At 33.3% G+C, this 24846-nt stretch carries 21 protein-coding genes and 1 pseudogene; 20 read left to right on the top strand and 2 right to left on the bottom strand.

Annotation, left to right across the window (positions count from 1 at the left end):
• Positions 1–178: 178 nt before the first annotated feature.
• The 12 genes from GQ589_RS02395 (at position 179) to GQ589_RS02450 (ending at position 13779) form a co-directional block, all read left to right on the top strand.
• Entirely contained in the window at positions 179–3514 is a 3336-nt protein-coding gene (locus GQ589_RS02395) for a phage tail length tape measure family protein (RefSeq protein WP_160424341.1), read from the top strand.
• Between the two features lies 1 nt (position 3515).
• Entirely contained in the window at positions 3516–4454 is a 939-nt protein-coding gene (locus GQ589_RS02400) for a hypothetical protein (RefSeq protein WP_160424343.1), read from the top strand.
• Positions 4455–4468: 14 nt separating this feature from the next.
• The gene (locus tag GQ589_RS02405) at positions 4469–5428 is read left to right on the top strand and encodes a hypothetical protein (protein ID WP_160424345.1); all 960 of its coding nucleotides are present in this window, start codon (positions 4469–4471) and stop codon (positions 5426–5428) included.
• Positions 5428–7089 (top strand): hypothetical protein, encoded by a 1662-nt coding sequence (locus tag GQ589_RS02410; RefSeq protein WP_160424348.1) that lies wholly within the window; start codon positions 5428–5430, stop codon positions 7087–7089. Before GQ589_RS02405 ends, GQ589_RS02410 begins: the two co-directional genes overlap by 1 nt.
• On the top strand, positions 7076–7888 hold the full coding sequence (locus tag GQ589_RS02415; RefSeq protein ID WP_160424350.1) for a phage BR0599 family protein: 813 nt from the start codon (positions 7076–7078) through the stop codon (positions 7886–7888). The genes GQ589_RS02410 and GQ589_RS02415 overlap by 14 nt, the downstream gene beginning before the upstream one ends.
• A 10-nt stretch (positions 7889–7898) precedes the next feature.
• Positions 7899–8129: a hypothetical protein gene (locus tag GQ589_RS02420; RefSeq protein WP_065582017.1), complete on the top strand. Its 231-nt coding sequence runs from the start codon at positions 7899–7901 to the stop codon at positions 8127–8129.
• Positions 8110–8331 carry a hypothetical protein gene (locus GQ589_RS02425; RefSeq protein WP_202115002.1) on the top strand — a complete coding sequence of 74 codons (222 nt, stop codon included), beginning with the start codon at positions 8110–8112 and terminating at the stop codon, positions 8329–8331. Before GQ589_RS02420 ends, GQ589_RS02425 begins: the two co-directional genes overlap by 20 nt.
• A gap of 2 nt (positions 8332–8333) precedes the next feature.
• On the top strand, positions 8334–10544 hold the full coding sequence (locus GQ589_RS02430) for a hypothetical protein (RefSeq protein WP_160424352.1): 2211 nt from the start codon (positions 8334–8336) through the stop codon (positions 10542–10544).
• A gap of 90 nt (positions 10545–10634) precedes the next feature.
• Entirely contained in the window at positions 10635–11372 is a 738-nt protein-coding gene (locus GQ589_RS02435; protein ID WP_160424354.1) for a hypothetical protein, read from the top strand.
• 125 nt (positions 11373–11497) lie between these two features.
• Positions 11498–11707 (top strand): AlpA family transcriptional regulator, encoded by a 210-nt coding sequence (locus GQ589_RS02440; RefSeq protein WP_160424355.1) that lies wholly within the window; start codon positions 11498–11500, stop codon positions 11705–11707.
• A gap of 84 nt (positions 11708–11791) precedes the next feature.
• Positions 11792–13039, top strand: a complete 1248-nt coding sequence (locus GQ589_RS02445) for an integrase arm-type DNA-binding domain-containing protein (protein WP_160424359.1) — start codon at positions 11792–11794, stop codon at positions 13037–13039.
• A 65-nt stretch (positions 13040–13104) separates the two neighbouring features.
• Positions 13105–13779: an antirestriction protein ArdA gene (locus GQ589_RS02450; RefSeq protein ID WP_202115003.1), complete on the top strand. Its 675-nt coding sequence runs from the start codon at positions 13105–13107 to the stop codon at positions 13777–13779.
• Positions 13780–14190: 411 nt separating this feature from the next.
• Here GQ589_RS02450 and GQ589_RS02455 read toward each other — a convergent pair whose 3' ends face one another.
• Positions 14191–16428: a S8 family peptidase gene (locus GQ589_RS02455; protein WP_160424360.1), complete on the bottom strand. Its 2238-nt coding sequence runs from the start codon at positions 16426–16428 to the stop codon at positions 14191–14193.
• Complete coding sequence (locus tag GQ589_RS02460; protein ID WP_160424362.1) at positions 16428–17486, bottom strand: ATP-binding protein; 1059 nt, start codon at positions 17484–17486, stop codon at positions 16428–16430. The genes GQ589_RS02455 and GQ589_RS02460 overlap by 1 nt, the downstream gene beginning before the upstream one ends.
• A gap of 1577 nt (positions 17487–19063) precedes the next feature.
• On the opposite strand from GQ589_RS02460, the gene GQ589_RS02465 reads away from it, so the two are divergent.
• The 8 genes and pseudogenes from GQ589_RS02465 to GQ589_RS12260 all read left to right on the top strand — a co-directional run.
• The gene (locus GQ589_RS02465; RefSeq protein WP_160424363.1) at positions 19064–19663 is read left to right on the top strand and encodes an inovirus-type Gp2 protein; all 600 of its coding nucleotides are present in this window, start codon (positions 19064–19066) and stop codon (positions 19661–19663) included.
• A 67-nt stretch (positions 19664–19730) separates the two neighbouring features.
• The gene (locus GQ589_RS02470; RefSeq protein ID WP_160424366.1) at positions 19731–20351 is read left to right on the top strand and encodes a hypothetical protein; all 621 of its coding nucleotides are present in this window, start codon (positions 19731–19733) and stop codon (positions 20349–20351) included.
• A 157-nt stretch (positions 20352–20508) separates the two neighbouring features.
• Positions 20509–21102, top strand: coding sequence for an EcsC family protein (locus tag GQ589_RS02475; RefSeq protein WP_160424368.1), 594 nt, complete (start codon positions 20509–20511; stop codon positions 21100–21102).
• Positions 21103–21371: 269 nt separating this feature from the next.
• A complete protein-coding gene (locus GQ589_RS02480) occupies positions 21372–22133 on the top strand; it encodes a DUF3944 domain-containing protein (RefSeq protein ID WP_160424370.1) in 762 nt (253 codons plus the stop codon).
• Between the two features lie 10 nt (positions 22134–22143).
• Entirely contained in the window at positions 22144–22848 is a 705-nt protein-coding gene (locus GQ589_RS02485; RefSeq protein ID WP_160424372.1) for a WYL domain-containing protein, read from the top strand.
• An 11-nt stretch (positions 22849–22859) separates the two neighbouring features.
• Positions 22860–23075, top strand: a complete 216-nt coding sequence (locus GQ589_RS02490) for a hypothetical protein (protein ID WP_160424374.1) — start codon at positions 22860–22862, stop codon at positions 23073–23075.
• Between the two features lie 158 nt (positions 23076–23233).
• Positions 23234–23893: an antirestriction protein ArdA gene (locus tag GQ589_RS02495; RefSeq protein ID WP_160424376.1), complete on the top strand. Its 660-nt coding sequence runs from the start codon at positions 23234–23236 to the stop codon at positions 23891–23893.
• 182 nt (positions 23894–24075) lie between these two features.
• A pseudogene (locus tag GQ589_RS12260) lies at positions 24076–24724 on the top strand (transposase); the annotation flags it as partial.
• Positions 24725–24846: the final 122 nt, after the last annotated feature.

Genomic DNA, 24846 nt, shown 5'->3' on the forward strand with positions numbered 1-24846 from the left:
GACATGATGCGCAGCAGTTACCGTATTACACGCAACGCCAATTACTGCTGTATTACGATGAATTAATTAAGTTACAAAACCGAGAACGAGCTAACCGAATTGAGGATGTTTGTGTTGGCTTTAATGGTGGTAAACAAGTTACTAAGTTTGTAAAACAGTTACGCGGAGAGCAATAATAATGGCTAATAACGATATGAATATTGCAATGAAGTTCACGGCTGACGTGAATAGAGCAAAAGATAATATCAGTCAATTAAATGCTGAGCTGAAAGAGTCAGCAAATGTTGCTCAAGATGCTAACAAAAAAAGTGCTCAAAGCATCAAAGATGTTTATACGGCACAAACTGAGGCAATGAACCGTGGTGCGCAAGCTGCCGCTGCTGCTGAAAAACAAGCTAAAGCACAAAGTATTGCCACTAAAGCAGCTGAAGCGCATAAAAAAGAAGTTGAAAAACTGCGCCAAGGTTTAGATAAATTACTTGCTAGCATTGATCCAGCGACAAAAGGTCTAAGTCGTTTAGATGAATTAGAAAACAAGTTAAGAAAATCCAAAAAAGCTGGCGTCATTGATAGTGATACGTTTGATGATTATCTTGGGAAAATCAATAATCAACGTGCTGCATTATCAACAGTTGAAACACTCAATGAAAGTACTAAAAAATTAGATCTGAATACCAAAGGCGCCCGTCGTAGTATCGCCAGTATGTTTAAACAATTAGCAAGTGGTAATTTTGCATCAGCGGGAAATTCATTACTAACAATTGGTAATATGACTGGGCGACTACCGCCATTATTTAGTGCTGCCACATTATCCGTTGGTATTTTTGTTGCTGCCGCTTACAAAATGTCACAAGTGATAAGTACGATAATTTCAGACCAAGAGCGGTTTAATCGTGCATTAATTTCAACGGGTAATTATGCTGGAGCTACCGCAGGCGGGCTTGAGGCTATGTCTCAACGTATCGGTAAAATTAATCATAACTACAGTGAAACACGTGGTGTTATTGCAGAACTGACATCAGCGGGGCGATTATCAGCAAAATCGATTGAAAACATTGCTACAGCATCAGCGTATATGGCACAAGTGACAGGAAAAAGTGCCCAAGACGCTGTTCAATCATTTAAAGGTATTGAAAATTCGGTCACAAGCTGGGCTGTTGAAAGTAATAAACAATATCACTTTTTAGATCTGGCTACTTATCAGCGTATTGCAGCGTTAGAAGCACAAGGTGACACAGAACAAGCTATTGCCGTTGCTACCGAGAGATATGCCAAAGAGATGGAAGTCAGCGCTAACAAGATGCAAGAACAGCTTAATTGGTTAGAAGATGCCTGGCGACGCTTCAAAAATGGGGTTAGTGTTCTAGGTAATGAGTTAAAGAAAGAGCTTAAGTTTGATTTAGGATTATCAAGCCTAGAAGAAGATATTGAAAGAATGGAGAAAGCCAAAAATAGAGGTTTTTATATTGTTCCTGGGGCAGGATATATTCCATACAATAAAAATGATGATAAAGCATTACAAGAAAAACAGGCTCAACGAGATAAACAGCAAAAAGAAGTACAAGAAAAGCATGACACCGATGTCATTAATGAAAAAGCAATCAATGCCCAAAAAGAGCTTGATGAGCTGCATAAACAAAATGCCAGTGATGCCGAAAAACAAGCTAAAGCGGTTGATGAATTACGTAAAAAATATGAAGCGCTGTGGGCTAATGAAAAGGGTCGTAAAGATTTACAAGCACAAGGGGTTAAATCAAAAGACGGTAAATCATTTTCTGGTGGTCAATATGATAAAGATGTAAAAGAAATAACGGATAAATCGCTCAGGCAGTATAACGAACAATTAAAAAATAAAGTTGCGTTACAAGAAAAAAGTACTGCCCTAGCTAAAGCACTTTATGAAATTGAAAAAGGTCAGTATAAAAATGCTAGCCCAGAGCTCAAAAAAGAGATTATCGCTAATGCAAAATTGATAGATGCGCACGAAGCAAAGAAAAAAGCAATACAAGAATCAGCCCGAGCTGCAAAATCTGCGGCACGTGAAACAGAACAATTTATAAAATCGCTAGAATCACAAGCTGATAAGCAGACACAAAAAACATACGCAACTCGTCAAGCGTTGATTGATTCTCAAAAATTAACGGTAGAGCAACGTAATCGAGCTAATGCGGCAAATAATGCAATTACAGCACACGAAAATAAAAAACTTAATGACGAATTACAAAATCAACTCAATTCGCTATTGTTTGATCCTGCCCGCCTTAAAACGGCAGAGATTGATAGATGGTATCAAGCTGTTATAGCACAACTTAAAGCCAATAAAAATATCGAAGGTATTGATTTAATTGACCAGTTGTTACCACTAAAAAAAGCTGAAGCAAATATTGCTGAAATTTTAGCAAAAGTTCAGCAAGCACAATCACAACAGTCAATTAAAGAACAAAGTATACAAGCACAAGTAACTGCTGGTTTAATTACACAAATTGAAGCACAAAGCCAGTTAGTTGATTTGCACAAGCAAACAGCGCAAGAACTTGCCAAATATTTACCTACTTTGCAAGCTATGACAACGCTTCCGGGTCAAGTTGGAGAAAATGCACAAAAAGCACTTGCTACACTTCAGCTACAAATTGCAGAACTAAATAAAACTACCGATGCATTAACCAATGCATTTAAAAACGGGTTACAAAGCGGTATCCAAGGTAGTCTTGATTCTTTAGCAAAAGGTACGTTTGAATTAAAAGACGCATTATTAAATCTTGCACAAAGTATCGTATCTGCAATGGCTCAGGTAGCGAGTAAAGGTCTTGCTGATATTGCCATGAATCAACTCAGTAATTTGGGTAAATCACTTTTTAGCTCAATAACCGATACAGCAGTTGAAAATGCCAGTGCTATCGCTTCAGCAGAACTGATGGGTACAGCAATAACCACTGCGACAAGTGTTGGCTCGGTTGAACTTGGTACTTCATTAACTACCGCAATGACAACGGGAACCGCGGGATTAACAGGCGCAATGGCAGCCGCATTTTCAAGTGGTGCAGCGACCTTATACACAGCAATTACATCGGCTAGTGCGGGTAGCTCCGCTATGTCGGGATTAGCGGGTGTAGCATCTGTTGCGGCAGCGACTGGTGGTTATATCAGTGGACCCGGTACAAGCACATCAGATTCAATCCCTGCTCGCTTATCAAACGGTGAATTTGTTGTGAAAGCTGAATCTGTGAAAAAATATGGTCTCGACTATCTTCACGCTATCAATACGGGACGATTACATCATTATGCAACAGGTGGACCTGTTAGCAATGTCAATATTCCAAAAGCGCCATTACTTGATGATAACCAACAACGCAAAAGCTCACCAACTGTATTGAGTCCCGTTATTCAGCAAGAACTAGTCATTGATGCGGGTGATATGGTCAGTCGTGGCATCAATAGTGTAACGGGTGGTAGAGCATTTAAAACATTTATTCGAGCAAATAAACAAACAATTAAACAAGATTTGGGGATTTAACATGGCTTATCAAAGTGGCATTGCAGATAATGAAATCGATTTACTGGATAAATTAAATCTATTTTTAACAACGGATAGTGAATTAGTTAAAACAGGTGATAACTGGACAGAAATTTACAGTGGTGAAACTGCGGCTACAGCAACTATAGCAAAACGAAAATCATATGCATGGAGTGCGCCAGGGGCTACGGCAGGCAATAATATCTATGTTGCGTGTAAAACAGATAATAGCATTTCAAATGATACTTATAATCTTTATTTCTGCGGTGGAACCTACTTTAATGTTGAATTAATCAATCAACCCAATGACATATTTAGCGGTATGTTAAATCGCACACAAGTTGGATTATTTGCTGATAATAATCCATTACATTACTGGTTTTTTGCTAATAATCGTCGATTTATTGTGGTAACAAAAATGACAACTGTTTATTCAAGTTGTTATTGCGGATTTATGCTACCCAACGCATTGCCAAATGAGTACCCTTATCCGCTTGTCATTGCAGGTAGTTGTAATAATGAATTACTGCGATATTCAATCACAACAGATTATTTTGCCTCAATTATCGACCCGCGTAACAATCATTTTTATGTATTTACCCCAGCGCAGTCATGGCAACAGTTTTATGGTTCAAAAGGTAGCAAAACAGAGTTAGTTTATCCAAGAGGTGTTGAACAATTTTATTATTATGGCAATAAAAAAATCAATGCGTTAACTGCATCACCTGATTACTACTCACCGCTATATCCCGTATCGATTGTAGATGTAAAAAAAGGTGCAACTCAATTTTGGGGGGCATTAGATGGTGTTTACTGGGTACCAGGATTAAGCCGAGCGGCAGAGGATACGATTAAAACCGATGATGGTCGCGAATTTATTATTTTTCAAAACGGTTTTCGTGTAACGAATATTGATTTTTTTGCAATTGAAAAAGTATAGGATAGGAGCTAAATATGGCATATCAAACGGGTAACGCCTCGTCAGTTATGGATTTATTATCAAAATTGGCGACATTTGCACAATCAGTTAATGGGTGGGTTGTAGATAAAATTAATACTAAAGAAAAAGAACTCTATTTACATAATGAAAATTGTTTTTGGAGCCTAAAAGTTGGTACATCAAATTCACTCCCCACGTTGTACATTGCCATTAATAATCAGTTTAACGCAAATTTACCCTGGGACAATCAAGCTGGTTCAAGCTCGATTAATGGTAAAGCAAATTTCTATCGTTATTATTGGGGGGCTGGTACTAATTTTCATAATGAGCCATTTGCGTCATATACATTTTTAGCAACAGCGCAATATATTCATGTTGTTGTTCGTGTTGATTCTCGTCGTTTTCGGCATTTTGGATTCGGAACGCTCAAAAAAGATGGAATTTACAACGGTGGTCATTATGCGTACGGAACACATTCAACAAACACCAATGATACAAGTTCCGCATCATATCCCTTCACCAGTGATATGTACCTGTTTATAGGAAGCCGAGAGTATCGTGCATTCGCTAACGTCGTCAGGGTTAACGGAAAAGACTATTTTTTTGGCGCAAATGAGTCAGGTTATGAAGGCATAGGTGCAATGGGTATTGGTGATGCAACAATTCGGCGTGATTATAAACCACACCCTGATATGTTGCTTGTCGAGGCAAGTTTATCTCAATTTAATAATTTGATAACGTTGGTGCCACAATCGATTTATCTGCATTTGGCTAGCAAACAATATCAACGCATCGGTGTGGTTTCTGATTTTTATGTCGCCAGAATTGATAGTGTTGTTCCTGGTACTATTCGTGAAATTAATGGCGAAAAATATTATTGTTGCTCAGCGACTACGTTTCAAACTGTCACAGATAATGTTCAAGATGAAGATAACAGTTATGACCTTGGCTACTTTTATAGAGTAATTGAGTGATGAGTACCAAACATACAGGATACGTTATTAATGATTTGAAAAAGCTACGTGGTCAGCGCAGCTTTGATTTGCAACAATACCAAGGTATGGCTCGTCTCTCCTTTGTCGTTGAAGACAATACAGGACCAGTTACACGCGGAATACCGTTGCAGTTATTCAATGTACGAAAGGGTTACATTACACAATCATTTTTAAATATTATTTATAACAAGCTCTATATTAATCCATCTACTATTGATGTTGGCTATGTTAGTAATCAGCGAACTATAGAAGTATCAATTTTCAATGGTTATTTCAGCAGTAAAATTTTGACTGATATTACCTATAGTGACAAACAAGGGATCACTGTCAGTAATGTGGCGTTACCACTTTTATTTAGTCGATTAAGCTTAAAAGTGTTATCGATTGATATTGATAGTCATGGCACGGATAGCATTAACTGCACAATTTCGTTTCATTTTTTAAACGCTGAAACCGTTACATTAGTTGTTAGCGGTAATCGTTCGCTACCGCTTCCTCTCTCTCCAAATTGGTCGCATGGTATTACAGAAACATTAGAATGGAAAACCAATGTACATCAATCACAAACAGGGGCAGAACAACGGGTAGCAATGCGATTAACACCTCGTCGGACATTTGAGTTTCAAACGCTTATCCATAAACACGAACGTCGACAAATTGAAAATATACTGTTTCAGAACTATTTAAGCTCATTTTCATTGCCGATTTATAGTGATATTGCATTACTGGATAGAGAAATCAAACCAGGTGATAAAACAATCTATTTATCAACTATTGGGCGAGACTATCATGTTGGCGGTAATCTAACAGTTATGGATGATAGTAATACGATTGTGTCCAATATTGAGTCAATTACAAATTCAAGTATTACGCTATCCGAACCAATATATACAGCTGTTTTAAAAGGTGCAAAAGTATTTCCTATTAAATCGGCAAAATTGACTGAACCACCTAAAATTATCAGGCGAACAGATGAATTAGCAACCGCAGAGTTACGATTTTTATTTGTTGAAAAAAATGACATTAACGTTAATGTTGAGCTACCTATGTACAATAATTTTTATGTACTGGAGCAAGAACCAGACTGGTCAGATGATATACATGTTTCATATGAATCAATGCGACGTGAAATCGACAATCAAACGGGTATCGTGTACTACTCAGATAGCGCAAGTCGTGTTTTTATTACTCAATCCCATGAGTTTTTAATTAATGGCCGTAATAAACAACTTGAACTGCGTGCTTTGTTTTATGCCCTCCGTGGTCGCCAAAAACCAATTTTTGTACCCTCGTTTAGCAATGATTGCAAACTAGTTGATGATGCAACCAGTGAAATTTTAGATATTGAACAAAATAACATGACTGAAACTGATCTCGGTGGACAGTTCTTAAGAATTTTACTGAGTGGTAACCGCATTTTATATCGTGAAATTGTCAACGTAAAAAGCAATAACAAAGGTGGACTTCGGTTGTTGCTCAATAAAAAAGTTGTATTTATGCGCCAAGAAGTAATCAAAATATCCATAATGCGTCTATGCCGTTTAAATGATGACAAAGTTGTATGGGAGCATTTAACTGATGCTGACGGCACGGCAAAAATAAACGTTACATTTAGGGAGGTACGGTATGAGTTGGAGTGAGTTTGAGTATTCTGTTGCAAATGGTCAACCATTAACACTGTATGAGTTTAAAAGACAGAATTTGTATTACCGCTATACAAATGCCGATCGCTCAATAATGGTTAATAATGCGCTATGGGAAGCGATTGCAATTAGTGATAATGGATTATCAGCAAGCAGTAATAATAATGTTGAAATTATCTTACCCGTTACGAATAAAGTGGTTTCTTTTTATCGAGGTGTGCCACCGAGTACATCGGTAAAAATTAGAATTTATCGTATGCATTATCATGATAATCAACAAGAGTTACGGGTGGTATGGGTAGGTAATATCACTGAAGTCAAACGTGAAAAAATTGGTGAAGCAAAAATTATCACCACTAATATTGTCAATACATTTGGTCGTCAGGGATTAAGGCTGACATGGGGCAGAAAGTGCCCTCATGCACTTTATGATAGTAGATGTAAGGTTAAAGCTCGTCATTATGTCATTTCAGGGTTAGAAATCACCGCATTAGATGGTAAATCAATTACATTTAATGTACCACAAGATATTAATAATGGTTACTTTAGTGGTGGCTATATTGAATATGAGTTTGAAGGTCTAACAGAAAGACGAGGTATTCGCATGCATAACAACAATAATTTAAGCTTATATGGTGGAACTTACGGCTTAAGTGTTGGTTTGATAATTAATGTATATCCTGGTTGTGATAATACAATTAATACCTGTGAAAATAAATTTAATAACCATTTGAATTATGGTGGTTGTCCACACATGCCTGGCAAATCACCGTATAGCATTACTAAATTATTCTAGGAGATTCATTATGTGGTGGGCGATTGCGCGTTTTGTTGTTGTACTGGTTGCATCCTATTTTCTAAATCAAGCATTAGCCAAAAAACATAACAACAAGGTCAATGCAGCAACGTTTGATGACTTTGATTATCCGCAACCAGCTGAGGGAACACCCCAGTGCGTATTTTTTGGTGATTGTTGGACTGCGGACTGGTTCGTTCTAGCTTATGGAAATTATCGTTATGAAGCAATTAGAAAATAGCATATGGATAACTATGGCCGATATTCGCCGAGGTGGTGGTTGTGCGTGGGGTCTAAGAGCTTGGTTTAAACACTATGGACTGAGTTTTAAGGATTTTATTCAAAATGGTGGGATTGATAGCGAAACAATTTTAAGTACAGGTGATGCATTAGCTATTCGTGTTGTTGAACTAGCAAAGCAAGCTAGAGTATATAAGAGGTAATTATGGGCGGTAAAAAAAAGAAAACAACGATTGGTTATAAATACTTTTTTAGTATTCAGTCGGGGCTTGGGCGTGGACCAATTAATGAATTAGTTGCCATTACCGCTGATGATAAAACAGTTTTTGCGGGTCAAGCAAATGAAGTCACAGTTAGTAAATCAATTTATATTGATGAACCCAATTTATTCGGTGGTACTAATGTGGGGGGAGAAGGTGGTATTAAAGGAGTATTTGAAATTGCCATGGGTGATGCAGATCAGGAACCAACTAGTCGTGTAAAAAATTTACTGGGCGGTGTTGTGCCTGGTTTTCGGGGCATGGTTACGACTTTCTTTGACGGATTAATTAGTGCTTATTCAGCAAGTCCAAAACCGTGGAAATATAGAGTCAGACGTACAACACAAGGTTGGTCAAATAACGAGGTATGGTACCCAGAAAAATGTATCATCATGTTATATGATGATACATCAACAATTAATGAAAAAGATAATGGAATAAATAGCAATTTAAGAACTATTCACGCAATGAATCCTGCGCATATTTTGATAGAGTGCGCAACCAACAATGATTGGGGACGTGGCCTACAACTGTATGAGGATATTGATTTAGATTCATTTAAAACTGCTGCTGATATTCTATATAATGAAAAATTCGGTTTATGCTTTCGTTACAATCGACAAGATGGGTTAGATACATTTGTACAGCAGGTGTTAGATCATATAGGCGCAGTACAATATGCTGATTTAACAACAGGAAAAATTAAACTAAAACTGATTCGTGATAATTACAAAACAGAAGATTTACCATTGTTTAATTATGATAATGGTATTTTAGTGGTACAAGACGATGATAGTAGCGCTTCCGATAACGTGCCAAATGAAATTGCGGTTAAATGGCATAATCCAGTCACAAATGAAGATAGTGAAGTTCGGGCACAAAATTTAGGTGCAATTCAAGCGGTTGGTTTAATCAGTAGCTCTATTGAATATAAAGCACTACCCACATTTGAGCTGGCTGCACGTGTTGCACAACGAGAGCTAGAATCTGGAATAGCAGGTTTAATTCGTTTAACGATTCAGTTTGATCGGCGCGGTGAAATATTAACTCCTGCTGATTGTTTTCGGGTATCACTGCCAGACAGGGATATTAAAGATATGGTCATGCGGGTTGGCTCTATTAACGAGCACGAAAATGGAATGCTTGAAATCACCGCAATTCAGGATGTTTTTGGATTGGCAGATACCGTTTATAACAGTGGCAATCAATCTGGAACTGGGATAGTGCAAGATACAACACCAAGGCCTGTTGAAAATTATATGTTATTTGAATCTCCCTATTTTGCAATGAGCCAGTTATCAAATCATGATGTTAATAACGAGTCAGGCTATATGCTCCTAGTTTCTGCTCAGCCAAATTCACAGTCAATTAACTATTTATTACAAACGGCAAGTGAAGGGGCTGATTTTACAATAAGAGGAACATGTGACTTTACACCAAGTGCGGTATTAATCAGTAAACGTCAGTTAAGTAAAATAGATACACAATTAAACGTGATTTTTAACAAAAATATGACAGATGTTTCAATTGGTAGTGCAGCTATTATTGGTAATGAAATCGTTCGAATTGATGCATTTGATGAGTTAAATGGCACCGTAACAATAGCAAGGGGATGTGCAGACACATTACCACAAACACACAGTAAAGATTCGTTTATCTGGTTTTTTGATAGCCTATTTGAAACGGATGGCATTGAATATTTAAAAGGTGAAGTTATTTATGTTCAACAGTTAACACAAACTAATACTGGAACACTCAGTGCAAATAAAGCCCCCATTCGAGCACTAAAATTTGACGCAAGAGCCGCACGACCATATCCTCCAGCTAATTTACAGGTAAATGGTGTTATTACAGAGACAATAACACTAAAAGAACAAGAAACAATAGTATTAACATGGTTACATAGAAACAAAGAAATACAACAAGATAATCTCATTGCATATAATGAGGGTAATATTGATAAACCAGAAACCGTTGAATATCATATTGAATATTATTTAGCTGGTGAACTAAAGAAAACAGTAGTAACAAATGAAAATTCTCACGAATTAGAAATTAATGACACCGAACGTTTTGATGAAATTCGGATTTACGCATACGACACAAAATCCGAGTTAGAAAGTTTACAAAAATACATTTTACAAATTAAAGCTTAATATTTGTAATTTGTTTTCATATGATGAAAAATACAGAATAGTTAATTATCACTTAATTTGGGCGTGATTTATCACGCTCGGCATCATTATGTGGCCACTGGTATCTATGGCTATAATGATGATCAAACTAGGGGACTTCTAAGTTGTGATCCTTTTTTTGATTTTGATTATTTTCATTATGCGCCAACCAGTAACAGTGACTTTAGTAATAAAGAGCTTGCTAAAAGAATAAAACAAATTAAAGAAGATTTAACCTCTATCAAAAAAATATTGAGCAAGCATAATTTAGATCTTTATGAAAGAGATGATCCGAAATTAGTTACGCTTTATAGATATGATGGTTCTATATCAGTTCATCTGTATAATGATTATTCTAGATTGGCTTTCGAATATCTTCTTCAAGGTAATTCAGCCAAGAATATAACCTTAAATACTAAGGATGGTAAAAAGACGACATTATCTGTTAAAAATTATCAGGAACTTTTAGCCTATTTGGAGGGAGTAGAAAATGGCATAGTCAGAGGTATTGTAGAAAAAATAATTGATCCATATAATCAAAATATAACTAACAAAATCAATCAATTTGAAAAACGCTCAAAAGATATAAAAACAGAAAGTTATCAACAAAAGATAAAATGGGTTCTAATAGGTGAAAGAAAGCCATCATTAATGGGTTGTGAATTAGAGTTTAAAGCCGATGGATATCCGTCCGTAAAATCTGACTCAAGTATGTCATCATCTTGCTTTCAAAATGCTTATAAAAGTAACTATGTTGATCAAATTTATAATCAACCTATTATGAGTTTTATAAATATGGTTACAAATTAATCAATTAGTATGCTTATAAACTGCTTTGTAAAAACAAGCAATTTATGCTCCAAAGTAGTAAAAAAATATTGTTGTTACCTATCTATTGAATGTAATTAACCACATCACTCAATAGAGGTACAACAATGCCAACATTCTTATCCCCTTTGGATGCACAAATACATCCAGATTACCTAATTGATATGAAATATATCACAACACTCACAGGCATGACAGATAAATGGTTTTATGCCTTGATAAAACAAAATAAATTTCCACCTCCTATTAAACTAGGAAGATCCTCGCGTTGGCGTCTGAAAGAGGTTGAAGCATGGATAAAGACCAAAGCTAATTAACAGTTAAATTTCTATTAACCAAAGCCACATAGTCAAATATGTGGCTTTTTTATGTCTAAATTTCTATAATTGAGGAATTTCGTTATGTCCTTAACTGATTTAAAAATAAAATCAGCCAAACCACACGATAAACAATATAAACTTTCTGATGGTGATGGTTTATTTTTGCTTGTTCACTCCAACGGTTCTAAATATTGGCGCTTTCGCTATTATTTTAATGCTAAAGAAAAATTAATGTCGATAGGCCAATATCCTAATGTTTTATTAAGCGAAGCTAGAAGGCTACGAGACGAAGCCAAATCATTACTAGCTAGAAATATTGACCCACAGGTAGAAAAGAAAGCAAAACAGTTTGAAGATGAAATACAAGTTACTTTTGAACAAGTTGCTCGTAAATGGTGTACCAATAATAAAACTTGGTCTGAGCCACATAGAGCAAAAGTACTACGAACATTAGAATTGTATTTATTCCCAAAAATTGGCGCTTATTCTATTTCAGCATTAACTACTCGTCAGTTAATTGTTCCAATTAAAGCTGTTGAAGAGCAGGGGCGTTTTGAAGTCGCTAGCCGATTACAACAACGTACTTCAGCAATAATGCGCTATGCAGTACAAAATGGTTATATTTCTTATAACCCTGCTCAAGATTTAAAAGGGGTAGTGAGTAAAGTAAAGGTTAATCATCGCCCTGCACTTGAACTCGAACAAATACCTGAACTTTTAGAACGCATTGATAATTTTAAAGGACGAGAGTTAACCAGATTAGCAATTAAACTTTCTCTAATTATATTTATTCGTTCTAGTGAACTACGGTTTGCTCGTTGGTCAGAAATTGATTTCGATAAAAAGATTTGGACTATTCCTGCTGAAAGAGAGAAAATTGATGGTGTACCTCATTCTCACCGAGGTTCAAAAATGAAAACGCCTCATTTAGTTCCGCTAAGCGATCAAGCAATTGATGTTTTAAAACAAATACATGAAATTAGTGGAATGTATGAGCTGGTATTTATTGGTGATCATTTTACAAGAAAACCAATGAGCGAAAATACGGTTAATAAAGCACTTCGAACAATGGGTTATGACACCAAGACAGAACTTTGTGGACATGGTTTTAGAACTATGGCTTGTAGTGCATTAGTTGAATCGAATCTATGGTCACGAGATGCTGTTGAACGCCAGATGAGTCATCAAGAACGTAATGGCGTTAGAGCAGCTTATATCCACAAAGCACAACACATTATCGAACGAACTAAAATGGTTCAATGGTGGGCTGATTACTTGGATTCAATCCGCACTGAGTTTATTATGCCTTATGAGTTCAAAACAAATTAAAAAACACCTCACTGTTTAATTCATTTCTCAATATCAATTAATATCAAAAAATTAAGGAATTGTTTATGCAAACATTACCTAGTGTATCATCATGCCTAAAATCCACTACGGTGGGTTCTGGTATGATCTCAGTATTTATCACCAATTTAGAAAAATATAACGAAGGAAAATTGATCGGTGAATGGCTAGAGCTACCAACAACACCAGAAAAAGTAAAACAATGCTTTAAACAAATTGGCATTGATAGTGTTAATTACAAAGAGTTCTTTTTAAGTGGTTACAAATCGTCTATATATGGCATAACAAATTATATCTCTGAAAATAGCAATCTTAATGAACTAAATTATTTAGCCTGTAAACTTGACGAATTAAGTCATGATGAAATGGAAATCTATGAAGCAGCAATTGATATTAGCGGATACGTTAATTCAATTGCTGATTTAATTAACCTAGCAGATAATCTAGATTGCTTTCAATGTCTATATAACATCAGCAATGAATATGATTTAGGTTTCTACTGGATTGCTGAAAGTGGTTGTTATAGTTTAAAAGAACTTGGTAACTTAACTAATTACTTTGATTACGAAAAGTATGGTCGTGATATTGCGCTTGAACAAAGCGGTACATTTTATTCTGGTAATTACATCTATTATACAGGTGAAAGTTTTAGTTCCGATTACGATGGTAAAAGTGTTCCTGAAGAGTATTGTATTTCTACTATAAATGCATTGGATGATTAGTTATTCCCTTTATAAAGCTTATTTAAAACTTTATAAGGGGATTCATTAGTGATTTAAATTTTTATTTTTGGTACCACTTTTATCTTGTTATGCATAAATTTTGTGAACTATTTCACAAGACGATGAAAACAGAATGTTATGATATTTTATTTCGACGTAAGATTTACACGCAATTATGTGAAATACAAAACGATATTGAACAATGGTTTGATCTTTACAATCGAGAAAGGCACACTCTGGAAAATATTGTTATGGAAAGAGACCACGGCAAACCTGGAACGGAGCAAAAGGATTGGTTAAGGAAAAGCAATTGGAGAATTTATTTTACTCATCGGCTTTCATTTTAACAAAATGTGTGTCCGATGAGTAATAAGTTTTTGTCAGATTAAGTTTGAGCTAACATATAAAAATTTACTCAAATTCAATCTCTTCATTCATATTTTGATAAATATTAACTTTGGCATTAACATCAATTGCATTTACTAACCAACCACTTAAATGGCAGCTTCTAATAAACTCATCAATTCTATTTACGCCATTAATTTCTTTTAATGTAACAACAATTCCAAAACGAACACCTTCTCCATCTTTGGGATTTAAACGATTATTTGTTTTAATTTCCATGCCCCAATTTTTATTTTCGTATGATATTTTAGGTTTATTATTTTTTTTAACTATTTCAGCTATATATTTAACATTATCCCATTTTCGGAAATTACTTCGAGCATCAGACTCTAATAAATAGTTTCTTTCAGTATCTATATTCTGGTTTTGTTTATCCCCATTAATATTAGAAATTTTTCCATTATTTTTGATTCTTCCAAAATGTAAATTTAACTCAGTATTTGTATAATCCACTCCTTGAGTTCTATTGCATTTAGGAAAGTAACACATTATTGCTTTGGCTATATAAGGATATTTATCATCTTTATTCATTGGTGTTGGAAAATTATAATTATAAGTGTTCCATTTTTCACTGATATCTGAAACTAAAAATTTAATCTCATCTTCTTTTGTTTTGACAATATCGTCAATTTTAATTGGTACTATACCATGCCCATATAATGCAATTTCACTGGCAGTCGGTTCGTTATTCCATCCTCTTGCGGCATCAATAATAAGCGCCTTAGCCACTTCACGGCTAAGCTCTAATATGTCAATTAGATATGAAAGTTTTCGAGCAACCCAAGGAGCTGCAAATGATGTTCCCGCAACTTTAGCTTCTCCTAAGGGTTCACATACATGAATATATTGTTCACTGCTTCCACCATAGTAACTTATATCAGGCTTCGCAAAAAATGATAAAACAATTCCTTTTCTAGAGTATTTTGTTGATAATCCATTTTTTGTTACTGCATTTACAACCATACTATTAATTGAATCGGCAGGAGAACCAATTCTATTAATATTTTCATTTGTTTTATTTGTTCCCGCAATAACAAAGATGACATCATTTTCATATTGAATTTGGTCTAATACAGAAGCTTCAGCAGATATAAAATTATCATTAACTTCTTGATCACTACCTAGTGAAATATTCCAAACTTTAATATCTTTATTTTTTGCTATTATTTCTTTAATTTGCTTTATAATAGTAAAAGAAGAAAACTGTGAACCAACTGCTACACCAAAGTGACGTACTTTAAATTTTCCACAACCGTCATCTAACCAAGGATTAAGCCTTGGTCCATCTACAATAATAGATGATATTGCAGTACCATGCCTATAATCATTAGGTGTTTTAGGAATATTCGCATTAACCATTTCATGATATTCGACCCAATTACTAAAATAAACTCGCTCATCAAATAATGTGTCAATTACACCAATAGTAGGTTCTATTGTGGGTTCTGGAATATGTTGCAAATTTTGTTTATGTTGTTGAATAAAATCTTCTGGTGATAACTGGGATAAATCTGCTGTAGCCATTGAAATAAGATAGGGAGCTTTCGTAAACAAAATCTCTGATTGATTCTTATCCAAAAAAATCGTTTGATTATCTAAAATCCGACTTGATAAAATATCGATACCTAGTTTTTTTAATAATGTTTTTGTATCCATTTTTATATCATATAAAGTAATAATACTTTGCACTGATTCTCCTGACGGATTCTCTATCTCAAAATCATCAATATAAGAAATATCAGCTATAACTTGCTTAAATAAAGATTTACTTATACCAAGTCCTTTAAAAGGAATGCTATTTATATTCTTATGATCCTTGAAAGTAACTTGATCTATCTTTCCTGAAAAGACTTTATCTAAAACAATTTTTGTCTTATCAAGTAAAGAAATACTTTTATTTAAATCATTAATATCTAAAAAATAAGTAATAATATGCTTAGTTCTATCTTTATTAAATTTAGCCCCCACCACTGCATAGTTTGAGTCTTTTCCTCTAAGCAGTCCTCCAATTCTATTACTTTTTGCTGCAATTTTATTATAACAAACACAAATTAGAATACCGTCAAATGGTTTAGATTCATTCAACCAAAAATTTTTAATTTGTTCCATTTTCGTTTGCAATTTATACACATGCTCACTAGTAACAACATTATGCCCATTCATATTAGGAATGACTTTTGGTTTAGCTTCTCTAGATGCTTGAACAAATCGATTTCCTTTTAATTCTAAAACATTATTTGCCATTACTTATTTCCTTCATTCAATTTTCTAGCTATTGTGCTTTTAGGTTCACCTTTAAGTTTTTCTATCTCTCTTACGGTAAATCCTAAAATATGTAATTGTTCTAAACTAGTTTGTTCAAGGTTTCCTATTATATTATTGTATAATCTTCTCAAATAGTCATAACCATTATTTACATCACTAAATGCTAAAGAAGTTTTGATAATATTTTTTAGCTCACCAGGATATGGTAATTGGTTTGATGTATTTAGAATTTTTTTCAGCAGTCGAGCATCTTTAGACACATTCTTAAAATTTTTTGAGAAAGATGAAAAGTAAAATTCAGCCACTTCAACTAAATCTTCTTTACTATATTGATTAAAATTAATAATAGCATCAAAGCGTCTAGAAAGAGCCTTATCAAAATTCTTATATAAGTTTGTGGTAGCAATGATTACAATGTCTTTATTTAAATCATTTAATCTGTCTAACTCTCTCAAAATTGCTGATGTTACACGCCCCATTTCTCGGACATCATTGCTATTAATCCTATCTAATGCTATAACGTCAATTTCATCAAATAAAACCACTGTTTTTTCTGGATAAGGTATTTTATTAATTTCACTAAATACTTGGGCTATGTTTTTATTCGTTTGTCCTAACTTGCTATCAATTAAATTATCAAAATCTACATAAAACAGCGATCGTTTAAGTAGTCTTGCAACATGTTTTGCTGCTTCAGTTTTACCTGTACCAGGGAACCCTTCAAATAAAAATTTGGTTATCCCAATTTTGTGATTAACAGCATTAATCACACCTTTAATATTATCAGTAGTTTCAATTGGCAAATTTAGGGGATCTACTACCTTTACATTTATCGATTTTAAAAAATCACTTTCAAATTCACTTGCTTGAGGAATATAAAGATTTGATTCAGCAATAAATCCCATAATATATTCAGCTAATTGATGATCGCCAATAGCATCAAAACGCCGAGCAATTTCAATAGCTTCATCTCTAAAAGCACTTTCATTTCTTTCAACATGATATTTAATCAAATTTAACACATTCTTTTTTTTCACAAAAATCACCTAAGGATATATCCATTTAAATTAAGTATACCACAATTAGGACAAAAAATATAATTTTGGGACAAAATTATATTTATAAATGTCGATTGTGTTATACAAGAAAAAAAGTAAAAATGAGAGCTACAGGATAGTCATTTTACTTTATATGATTGTTGTTTATTTGAATTGAGCACATACATTACACTGTATTATTATACAGTTATTTTAAATTAAATGTAAATGGATACAAACCTGGATACATTCCCTCACCTAAAATCCCTCCCCCCTGCTCCCCCAATGCTTTAAGCAGTATGTTCGATTCCGCGTCCGGGCACCAATCACCAAATTTTAAAGCCTGCTTCCAGCAGTTTTTTTTATGCCTAAAGCCTTTGCAGATAAGCCTTGCAATGAGTTTTCTTTGTCAACTGACATCAACCAAAATCGACCCAAATCAAGTGCAAAAGTGGATATAAAAGTGGATACATTTGGTTCGATAAAGGCGTGTATCCATAAATTGGCTTTAAAGCCTTTATTGGCAAGGTTTAACAACAATTGCTTGCCGAATGGTTATGGGGTCATTATTTGTACCGTCATTTTCAATAAGTATCATTATTATTTTATTTGTATTGTAAATATTTGTTTACAAAATAATGGTTATTTACTTATAAGATACTGATGCAGTATTCAGTTCTACCCAATTATATTTTTATGAGTTGATAGTTTAACGAAGATAAGATTCTTACGTTAGCGTTTCACTATTTTACAAAATTGTAACATTAATTGATTTAAGATGTTTTTGATGTTTTATTGGGGTTAAAAGCAACATAAAAAAACAATCATTAAAGGTTAATTAATATTATTGCATAGATTAATTTAGTACCTATACAGCATTTTATATTTGTATTGATAGTGCTTTATTTGAGTAAATAAATATTTACTAAGATAGTAAAAAAATAATATTACTGCTTATCAGATGATTCTAATTTGAAATGGTGTGGATACACAAAAGTGTATAAGTTTTTAATAAGGGAGCTCTAGAAAAAACTTCTACACATCTCTACTCAACGTAGTTATTCAAAACTACATTATGCTAAAGATGGCGAGTTTCACCCAGATAGCTAAATAAAGGATGATATGCTTACTTCTTTAAGCTAGACATTTTGATATTGAGTATGTTTTTATAAATAGCATAACAAAACTAGTTTTTTCCTCATTTTTTCTATGTTAATGCTTAAATTTAAAACATGGAGTTATTAAATAGTATTAATGATGGAAAATTTATTTATACGTAATTATATGAATAAAAACATAACTTTGACTATTCAATGACATCTAATAATACTCATTTCATCTATTATTTGTAAGGATTAAATTAATTTAACAGCATATCTTCTAAATAGGTTATTAATGTTATTAGAATTAAATTAATTATATCTAATATTCTATTTTACTTTACCAACAAATTATTATTTCTACTCTTACTAGTAACAATATTCAATGCTATTCAATACCAACTTTGTGATCTTACCCAATACATAGCAATTAAAAATAGATATCCCATTAACCCATTTATTACATGGAGAATGATTGTGTTACATTCTAATGTTTATAACTATAATTCAAGAAATGAACGAAGTGCTATTGCTTATATTGATAAACTTTTTACTCATCATGCAAAACTTTTACCAGTGAGAATTGATTTAGGTTATAAAAGCAATAATAGTGTTAATCAATTAACAACAATGGATAATCATTTACCGCATGCATATTTAACTCAGGAAAACATCATAACGAACTGGACACACTTATTAAATAAACTAAGATGGAATACTCGAAGTTTTTTAAAGGAATTAGTTGGTTATATGTGGAAGATTGAATATGGGTTAGAAAAAGGTATTCATTACCACATTATGCTTTTTTTTAATGGTAATCGTGTTCAAAAAGATTATTATTATGCTGATGAGTTAGGAAAATTATGGCTTGATATCACCAATCGACAAGGTACCTATTTTAACTGTAGTGTCGACAAGCAAACGCGATATAGCAATAACAATTGTTTACGTGTTTTTCATCGGGATGAAGAGAGAACTAATCTATATTGCGCAGCAAGGTATTTGACTAAAATTGATGATAATGAAGAGATTGCTAGACAATTAAGTGAAGGAAGGGTGTTTGGAAAAGGATGTTAATTGATATACTAACTTATGCATAAATAAGTTGGTGTTATTATCCAGAATAAAAATTTTGAGGGATAGAATGAAAAAATCATTAATAGCTATAGTATTATTTACTGCCACCCTAAGTTTATCTACTTTTACTTGGGCGGAAAATGCACAACAAGAAAATAGTAATGCATCTCAACCAAGGTCCACTACTGAATTTTTTAAAACCACATCTAAATACAAAGACAATGATGTTACATTGTACAGCATAGCATTAGATGATAATCAAAGCGTTGCATTAATTTTCAACCCGAATGAAGAAGCTTATGATGACGAAGGGGGTGGTGATGACCCTAGTATCACTTATATTAAATTTTTCGACGCCGATGGCAAAGATTATCAAATCATTTCTGCTCAAATTTGTGATGATTATGATTATAGCCAAGTAAACAATAACGAAGATGATTCTATCTATGGATGCAAAACAGTTGGTTTTTATCCATCTACTCTTCCTGAGTTTGGACAGCTGGTCGAATCTATACAAAACAGTAACCCTAAAGTAAAAAGAACATGGTCTTTTACATATCTAAAAGACAATAATGTTGAGTATACTATGCCAAGCCCTGTACCAAAATTAGGTGCACTTGTTGATTTTCGTGGTGATTATGGATTCTCAAGTGAAGGAATACCTCTTATTGATTGGGATTATAAATAATAATTATAGAGTTATTTAACAAGCTAGCACTTTTAAAACATTCCATATGAAGTGTTATTGATAATGATGACTTATTAGAAATTATTTCAAATAGATATTATCACTTGAGTCTACACTTTTAGATTCATTGAAATAGTTCTTTTTATAAGGAAAATATATGTCTAATACATCATCATTATCATTACCTTTGGATAAGCTTTACCAACTTTGTCTAACTGGTGGTTATGGTTTAATATCAGCTTATGAATTAGCCAATCAACACAAAATTCGTTACCCTTTTCATTCAGATAGTCTTGATAAACTGATTAAGCAAGAAGCTAATAAAGTAGCAACCTTGGAATTTCTGACGGCATTTAGTGGTTTTATTACTTTGCCCATTATTTTACCAGCAAGCGCAATCAGCATTCTTTTTATTCAAATGCGACTCGTTGTTACTATCGCGATTTTACAAGGCCATGATATCAATGATAAACGCATTCAATTATTGATGTACTTTTCATTATGTATGATTAGTGGTAAATCTGAATTACAACAATTTTGTTTAAAGACTTTAATGAAACAGCCTAATAAAATTATTGTACAAATGAGCCAACAAATTATACAGCAACTCATTGCTTCATTAAGTGCAAAACATTCCTTTAAATTCATTAAAGTTTTACCATTATTGGGTGGCGTTACTGGTGCGGTTATTGACCGGATGATAACTTATCGGATCGGTCAGTTTGCAAAGTGGCAGTTTAATTGTTGTTAAGTTGTATGAACAAAGTATTTAGACGAAATATATTATCTAAGTCATGTCTTTTTTGTCTTGATTTATTTGCATACCAATTGCATTCCCAATACGAATGCTTACCCACTGTAATTTTAAATTAAATCGTTTAAATTCAATTAAATAGTTGTTTTTTTATATTGTTTTTTCAATAAAAAAATAATGTTTAATTATTTTGATAAGCAGACATAACCTGTCCATTGGATCAATTAAATTATCTCTGAAACATTAACCAAATGAAGGAGATAAAAATGGCTGTTTATCGTTCTGATGCAGATCTTGTTTTTTTAAAATATTGTAGTAATGACGATTTAGGATTATTGGTCTCAATTTTGACCAAAGATCCTAAAGATGATCTACCACGATTTAGTGAAGAGTTAACATCATGTGATATGTATATAAGACACTATCCAAATCATAATCTATATTGGGAGAGTATAGCGGCTGAGTTACAAACGTATGGAGCTAATACGCTTGTCACAAAACTTTTTCGAAATGGACAAGGAGTTACCTATCGTGAGATTTTAATGGACGTATGTAATAAGAAAAAAGTGAATTTCAATAAAAATTCTCCAATAGAAGTAATTGAAATGAATCTACTTTTAAAAATGTTGGAACAATCTTTAAATGAGATGTCAAAAGAACAATTAGCTCAAGTTTCAAAAGATATGCAGATGGACTTGATGAATCCTACACCCGAATTAATTCTGATGTCAGTTCAATCAGCTATTAATCTTTCTGGTTTTGCTGCTTATATTTTTGCTACTAGAACACTTGCAATGGTGTTAAGGCAAATTGGTCTGAAAGCTCCTTTTGTTGTTTACACTTCATTAACCACTGCAATGGGCTTTTTAGCTGGGCCAATAGGCTGGGGAATTACTGCTTCTTGGTTAGCTAGTGATTTTGCTTCTCCTGCTTTTAGGGTTACCGTTCCTGCTTGCGTGATTGTCTCATATATGCGTCAAAAATATTTAAATAAAGAAATCATCAATCAACATGAGGTACAAATGTAGGAAACATAACATGTCTGAACATGATCTATTAGGTATGAGGATTTGTATGATATTAGAACGTTTATTTTTAGGAGAAACACTTTCAGTAACAAAGTTAGCTTATGAATTTAACGTTTCTAAACGAACTATAAGTAGAGATTTTAATGATCGCTTATTTAACCTTCCCAATATTGAGATTGAAAAGGTTAAAAAAGGATATTATAAATTATCTAAGCGTTATATTGGTTCATTAAAAAGTTATCGAGACATATTACATTTTAGTCGAATAATTGATATTGATAAATTATTTCCTAGGCATGCTTTTGACTATAAATTTATTGATGTTTTGTTATCAAATAAAAATCATTCACCTTGTACTATTTATACTGATTCATTAGATAAACAACCAAATATGTATGGTCCATTTCTTATTATTATTCAATCTATTATTGATAAATCGTTAATTACTGTCAAAACGAATAAGGGAGTATTTAATCATGTTGCTCCTTATCGACTTATTCATTTCAAAGGACATTGGTATTTGGTAGGAGAATTAGATCAAGATATCTTTGTTGTACAGTATGACGCTATTAAAGAAATACAAAAAGTCGAAGCTTTTTTTTCATTTGATCTGATTATTTCGGAAACAATTAAGGAGATTAAATTCATAGAATCGCTACCTCATTTTAATTATACATCTCAAGTTCTTCACAAAATTAAAAGATATAACATTTAAAGGAGATAAAAATGCCCATTTTTAGGATTATTAGTATTACTACAGGAGTTATTTTGACTGTTTCTTCAATTTATGAAGCCCAAAAGATGATTGGGGAGAAATTCAATCAGAGTGAATTATTAAAAAATAAAGATATAGCAGCAAGAGTTATAACCAGTTTTGCTGTGTCAATCGTTGTCGGCGGAGTAATCAATAACGTTATTAAAGGAATTTATAAAGAGTATTAAAAGAAAACAAAGATATAAAAACATTTGAGTAAAATATAAATTTAAAAAGCCACGCTTTATGTCGTGGCTTTTTTTGTGCGCCTTATTTATTACCTTAATCTTTATTCATTTTTCTAACATCAATTATTTTAATTCTTAAATTATGCAAGGAGATGTCTATGCAAACATTATCCAACCTATCATCATGCTCAAAATCTACTAAGGGTGATTTCGGTGTAATTTCAGTATTTATCACCAATTTAGGTAAATATAATGAAGGGGAGCTAGTGGGTGAATGGCTTACCTTACCAACAAACTCTGAACAGGTTAATCTATGCTTAAAACGTATCGAAATTGATGGGTACAACTATGAAGAATTCTTTTTTACAGATTATGAATCAACAATTAATGGGGTATCAGATCATATTTCGGAATACAGCAATCTTAACGAACTTAATTACTTGGCTTGTAAATTAGAAGAACTTAGTAATGATGATATTGAAATTTATGAAGCAGCAATTGAGCTTGGTTGTCATGTTCAATCCGTCGCAGATCTTATTCACTTAGTTGATAACTTAGATTGTTTTGAGCTTTTACCAGATATTCATGATGAATATGATTTGGGGTACTATTGGATAGAAGAGAGTGGATGTTACAACTTAAAAGAGCTTGGCAATTTAGTAAATTACTTTGATTATGAAAAATATGATCGAGATGTTGCACTAGAACAAAGTGGTACATTTTGTTCTAGCGGTTATATTTATGATATTGGTGAAAGTTTTACTGAAGATTATGATGGGAAAGATGTGCCAGAAAAGTATTGCGTTCTAACAAGTTAGTTGGATTTGTCCGATCTATAGATGATACATATTAGGCGATTGTAATTACTTATTTAATGATCCCCTAAATAAGTTTGTGTATTTGTCTATTTTTAAATTACTCTTTTAAGTAAAAAATAGGTGGAAACAAAATGGACAAAAAGAGATTAAGATAAATGGAAGCAGAGTTTACCAAAGTTGTAATGCCTCAGGGATATTTAGTTAAATTAACAAGTTTTATGAATAAGCTGGTAATTGAAACCGCATTAAAGGAAGGAATTGTACAGCATTCAGGTCATAAAAAACACCTGAAAAAACGAGGGAGTAACACACGAAATGGTTATAGTAAAAAGACCGTTATAAGTGATAATGGTGAGTTAGAACTTGCCATTCCACGAGATAGAGAAAGCAGTTTTGAACTCCTGCTAGTTAAAAAGCATCAAAAACGCATCAATAAAATTAATCATCAAATCCTATTTTTATATGCCAAAGGTATGGATACAAGAGAAATCATAAATACATTCAAAGAGATGTATGATATTGTTCTCTCTCCAACCTGATTTCTAAAGTAGCTGACTCAGTAAAAGAGCAAGTGGTAGAATGGCAAAATCGTCCGCTTGAGAATTTGTATCCAATTGTTTATTTGGACTGCCTTGTGGTGAAAGTGAAACAAGATGGAAGTATCATCAGTAAATCAGTTGTTCTTGCTCTAGCCATCAATTTGGAAGGAAAAAAGGAACTACTTGGCTTATGGATAGCAGAAAATGAAAGTGCCAAATTCTAGCTATTGGTATAACGGAACTTAAAAACCTAGGAGTCGAAGATATCTTATTTGCTTGTGTGGATGGATTATAGGGTTTTCCTGATGTGATTAATGCCGTTGTAAATATCCCAAACTTAGTACACAACTCACGTAGAAAATTAAGCTGCTTGTTTTAGTGTTTTATACTCAATCGGTGTCATGTTATTTAATG

It is taken from the genome of Gilliamella sp. Pas-s27 (assembly GCF_009795865.1).
GTDB lineage: Bacteria > Pseudomonadota > Gammaproteobacteria > Enterobacterales > Orbaceae > Gilliamella.

Excerpts from the sequence above, each read along its gene's own strand:
- GQ589_RS02395 (WP_160424341.1), top strand. The coding sequence starts at position 179 with ATGGCTAATAACGATATGAATATTGCAATGAAGTTCACGGCTGACGTG.
- GQ589_RS02400 (WP_160424343.1), top strand. The coding sequence starts at position 3,516 with ATGGCTTATCAAAGTGGCATTGCAGATAATGAAATCGATTTACTGGAT.
- GQ589_RS02405 (WP_160424345.1), top strand. The coding sequence starts at position 4,469 with ATGGCATATCAAACGGGTAACGCCTCGTCAGTTATGGATTTATTATCA.
- GQ589_RS02410 (WP_160424348.1), top strand. The coding sequence starts at position 5,428 with ATGAGTACCAAACATACAGGATACGTTATTAATGATTTGAAAAAGCTA.
- GQ589_RS02415 (WP_160424350.1), top strand. The coding sequence starts at position 7,076 with ATGAGTTGGAGTGAGTTTGAGTATTCTGTTGCAAATGGTCAACCATTA.
- GQ589_RS02420 (WP_065582017.1), top strand. The coding sequence starts at position 7,899 with ATGTGGTGGGCGATTGCGCGTTTTGTTGTTGTACTGGTTGCATCCTAT.
- GQ589_RS02425 (WP_202115002.1), top strand. The coding sequence starts at position 8,110 with ATGAAGCAATTAGAAAATAGCATATGGATAACTATGGCCGATATTCGC.
- GQ589_RS02430 (WP_160424352.1), top strand. The coding sequence starts at position 8,334 with ATGGGCGGTAAAAAAAAGAAAACAACGATTGGTTATAAATACTTTTTT.
- GQ589_RS02440 (WP_160424355.1), top strand. The coding sequence starts at position 11,498 with ATGCCAACATTCTTATCCCCTTTGGATGCACAAATACATCCAGATTAC.
- GQ589_RS02445 (WP_160424359.1), top strand. The coding sequence starts at position 11,792 with ATGTCCTTAACTGATTTAAAAATAAAATCAGCCAAACCACACGATAAA.
- GQ589_RS02450 (WP_202115003.1), top strand. The coding sequence starts at position 13,105 with ATGCAAACATTACCTAGTGTATCATCATGCCTAAAATCCACTACGGTG.
- GQ589_RS02455 (WP_160424360.1), bottom strand. The coding sequence starts at position 16,428 with ATGGCAAATAATGTTTTAGAATTAAAAGGAAATCGATTTGTTCAAGCA.
- GQ589_RS02470 (WP_160424366.1), top strand. The coding sequence starts at position 19,731 with ATGAAAAAATCATTAATAGCTATAGTATTATTTACTGCCACCCTAAGT.
- GQ589_RS02475 (WP_160424368.1), top strand. The coding sequence starts at position 20,509 with ATGTCTAATACATCATCATTATCATTACCTTTGGATAAGCTTTACCAA.
- GQ589_RS02480 (WP_160424370.1), top strand. The coding sequence starts at position 21,372 with ATGGCTGTTTATCGTTCTGATGCAGATCTTGTTTTTTTAAAATATTGT.
- GQ589_RS02485 (WP_160424372.1), top strand. The coding sequence starts at position 22,144 with ATGTCTGAACATGATCTATTAGGTATGAGGATTTGTATGATATTAGAA.
- GQ589_RS02490 (WP_160424374.1), top strand. The coding sequence starts at position 22,860 with ATGCCCATTTTTAGGATTATTAGTATTACTACAGGAGTTATTTTGACT.
- GQ589_RS02495 (WP_160424376.1), top strand. The coding sequence starts at position 23,234 with ATGCAAACATTATCCAACCTATCATCATGCTCAAAATCTACTAAGGGT.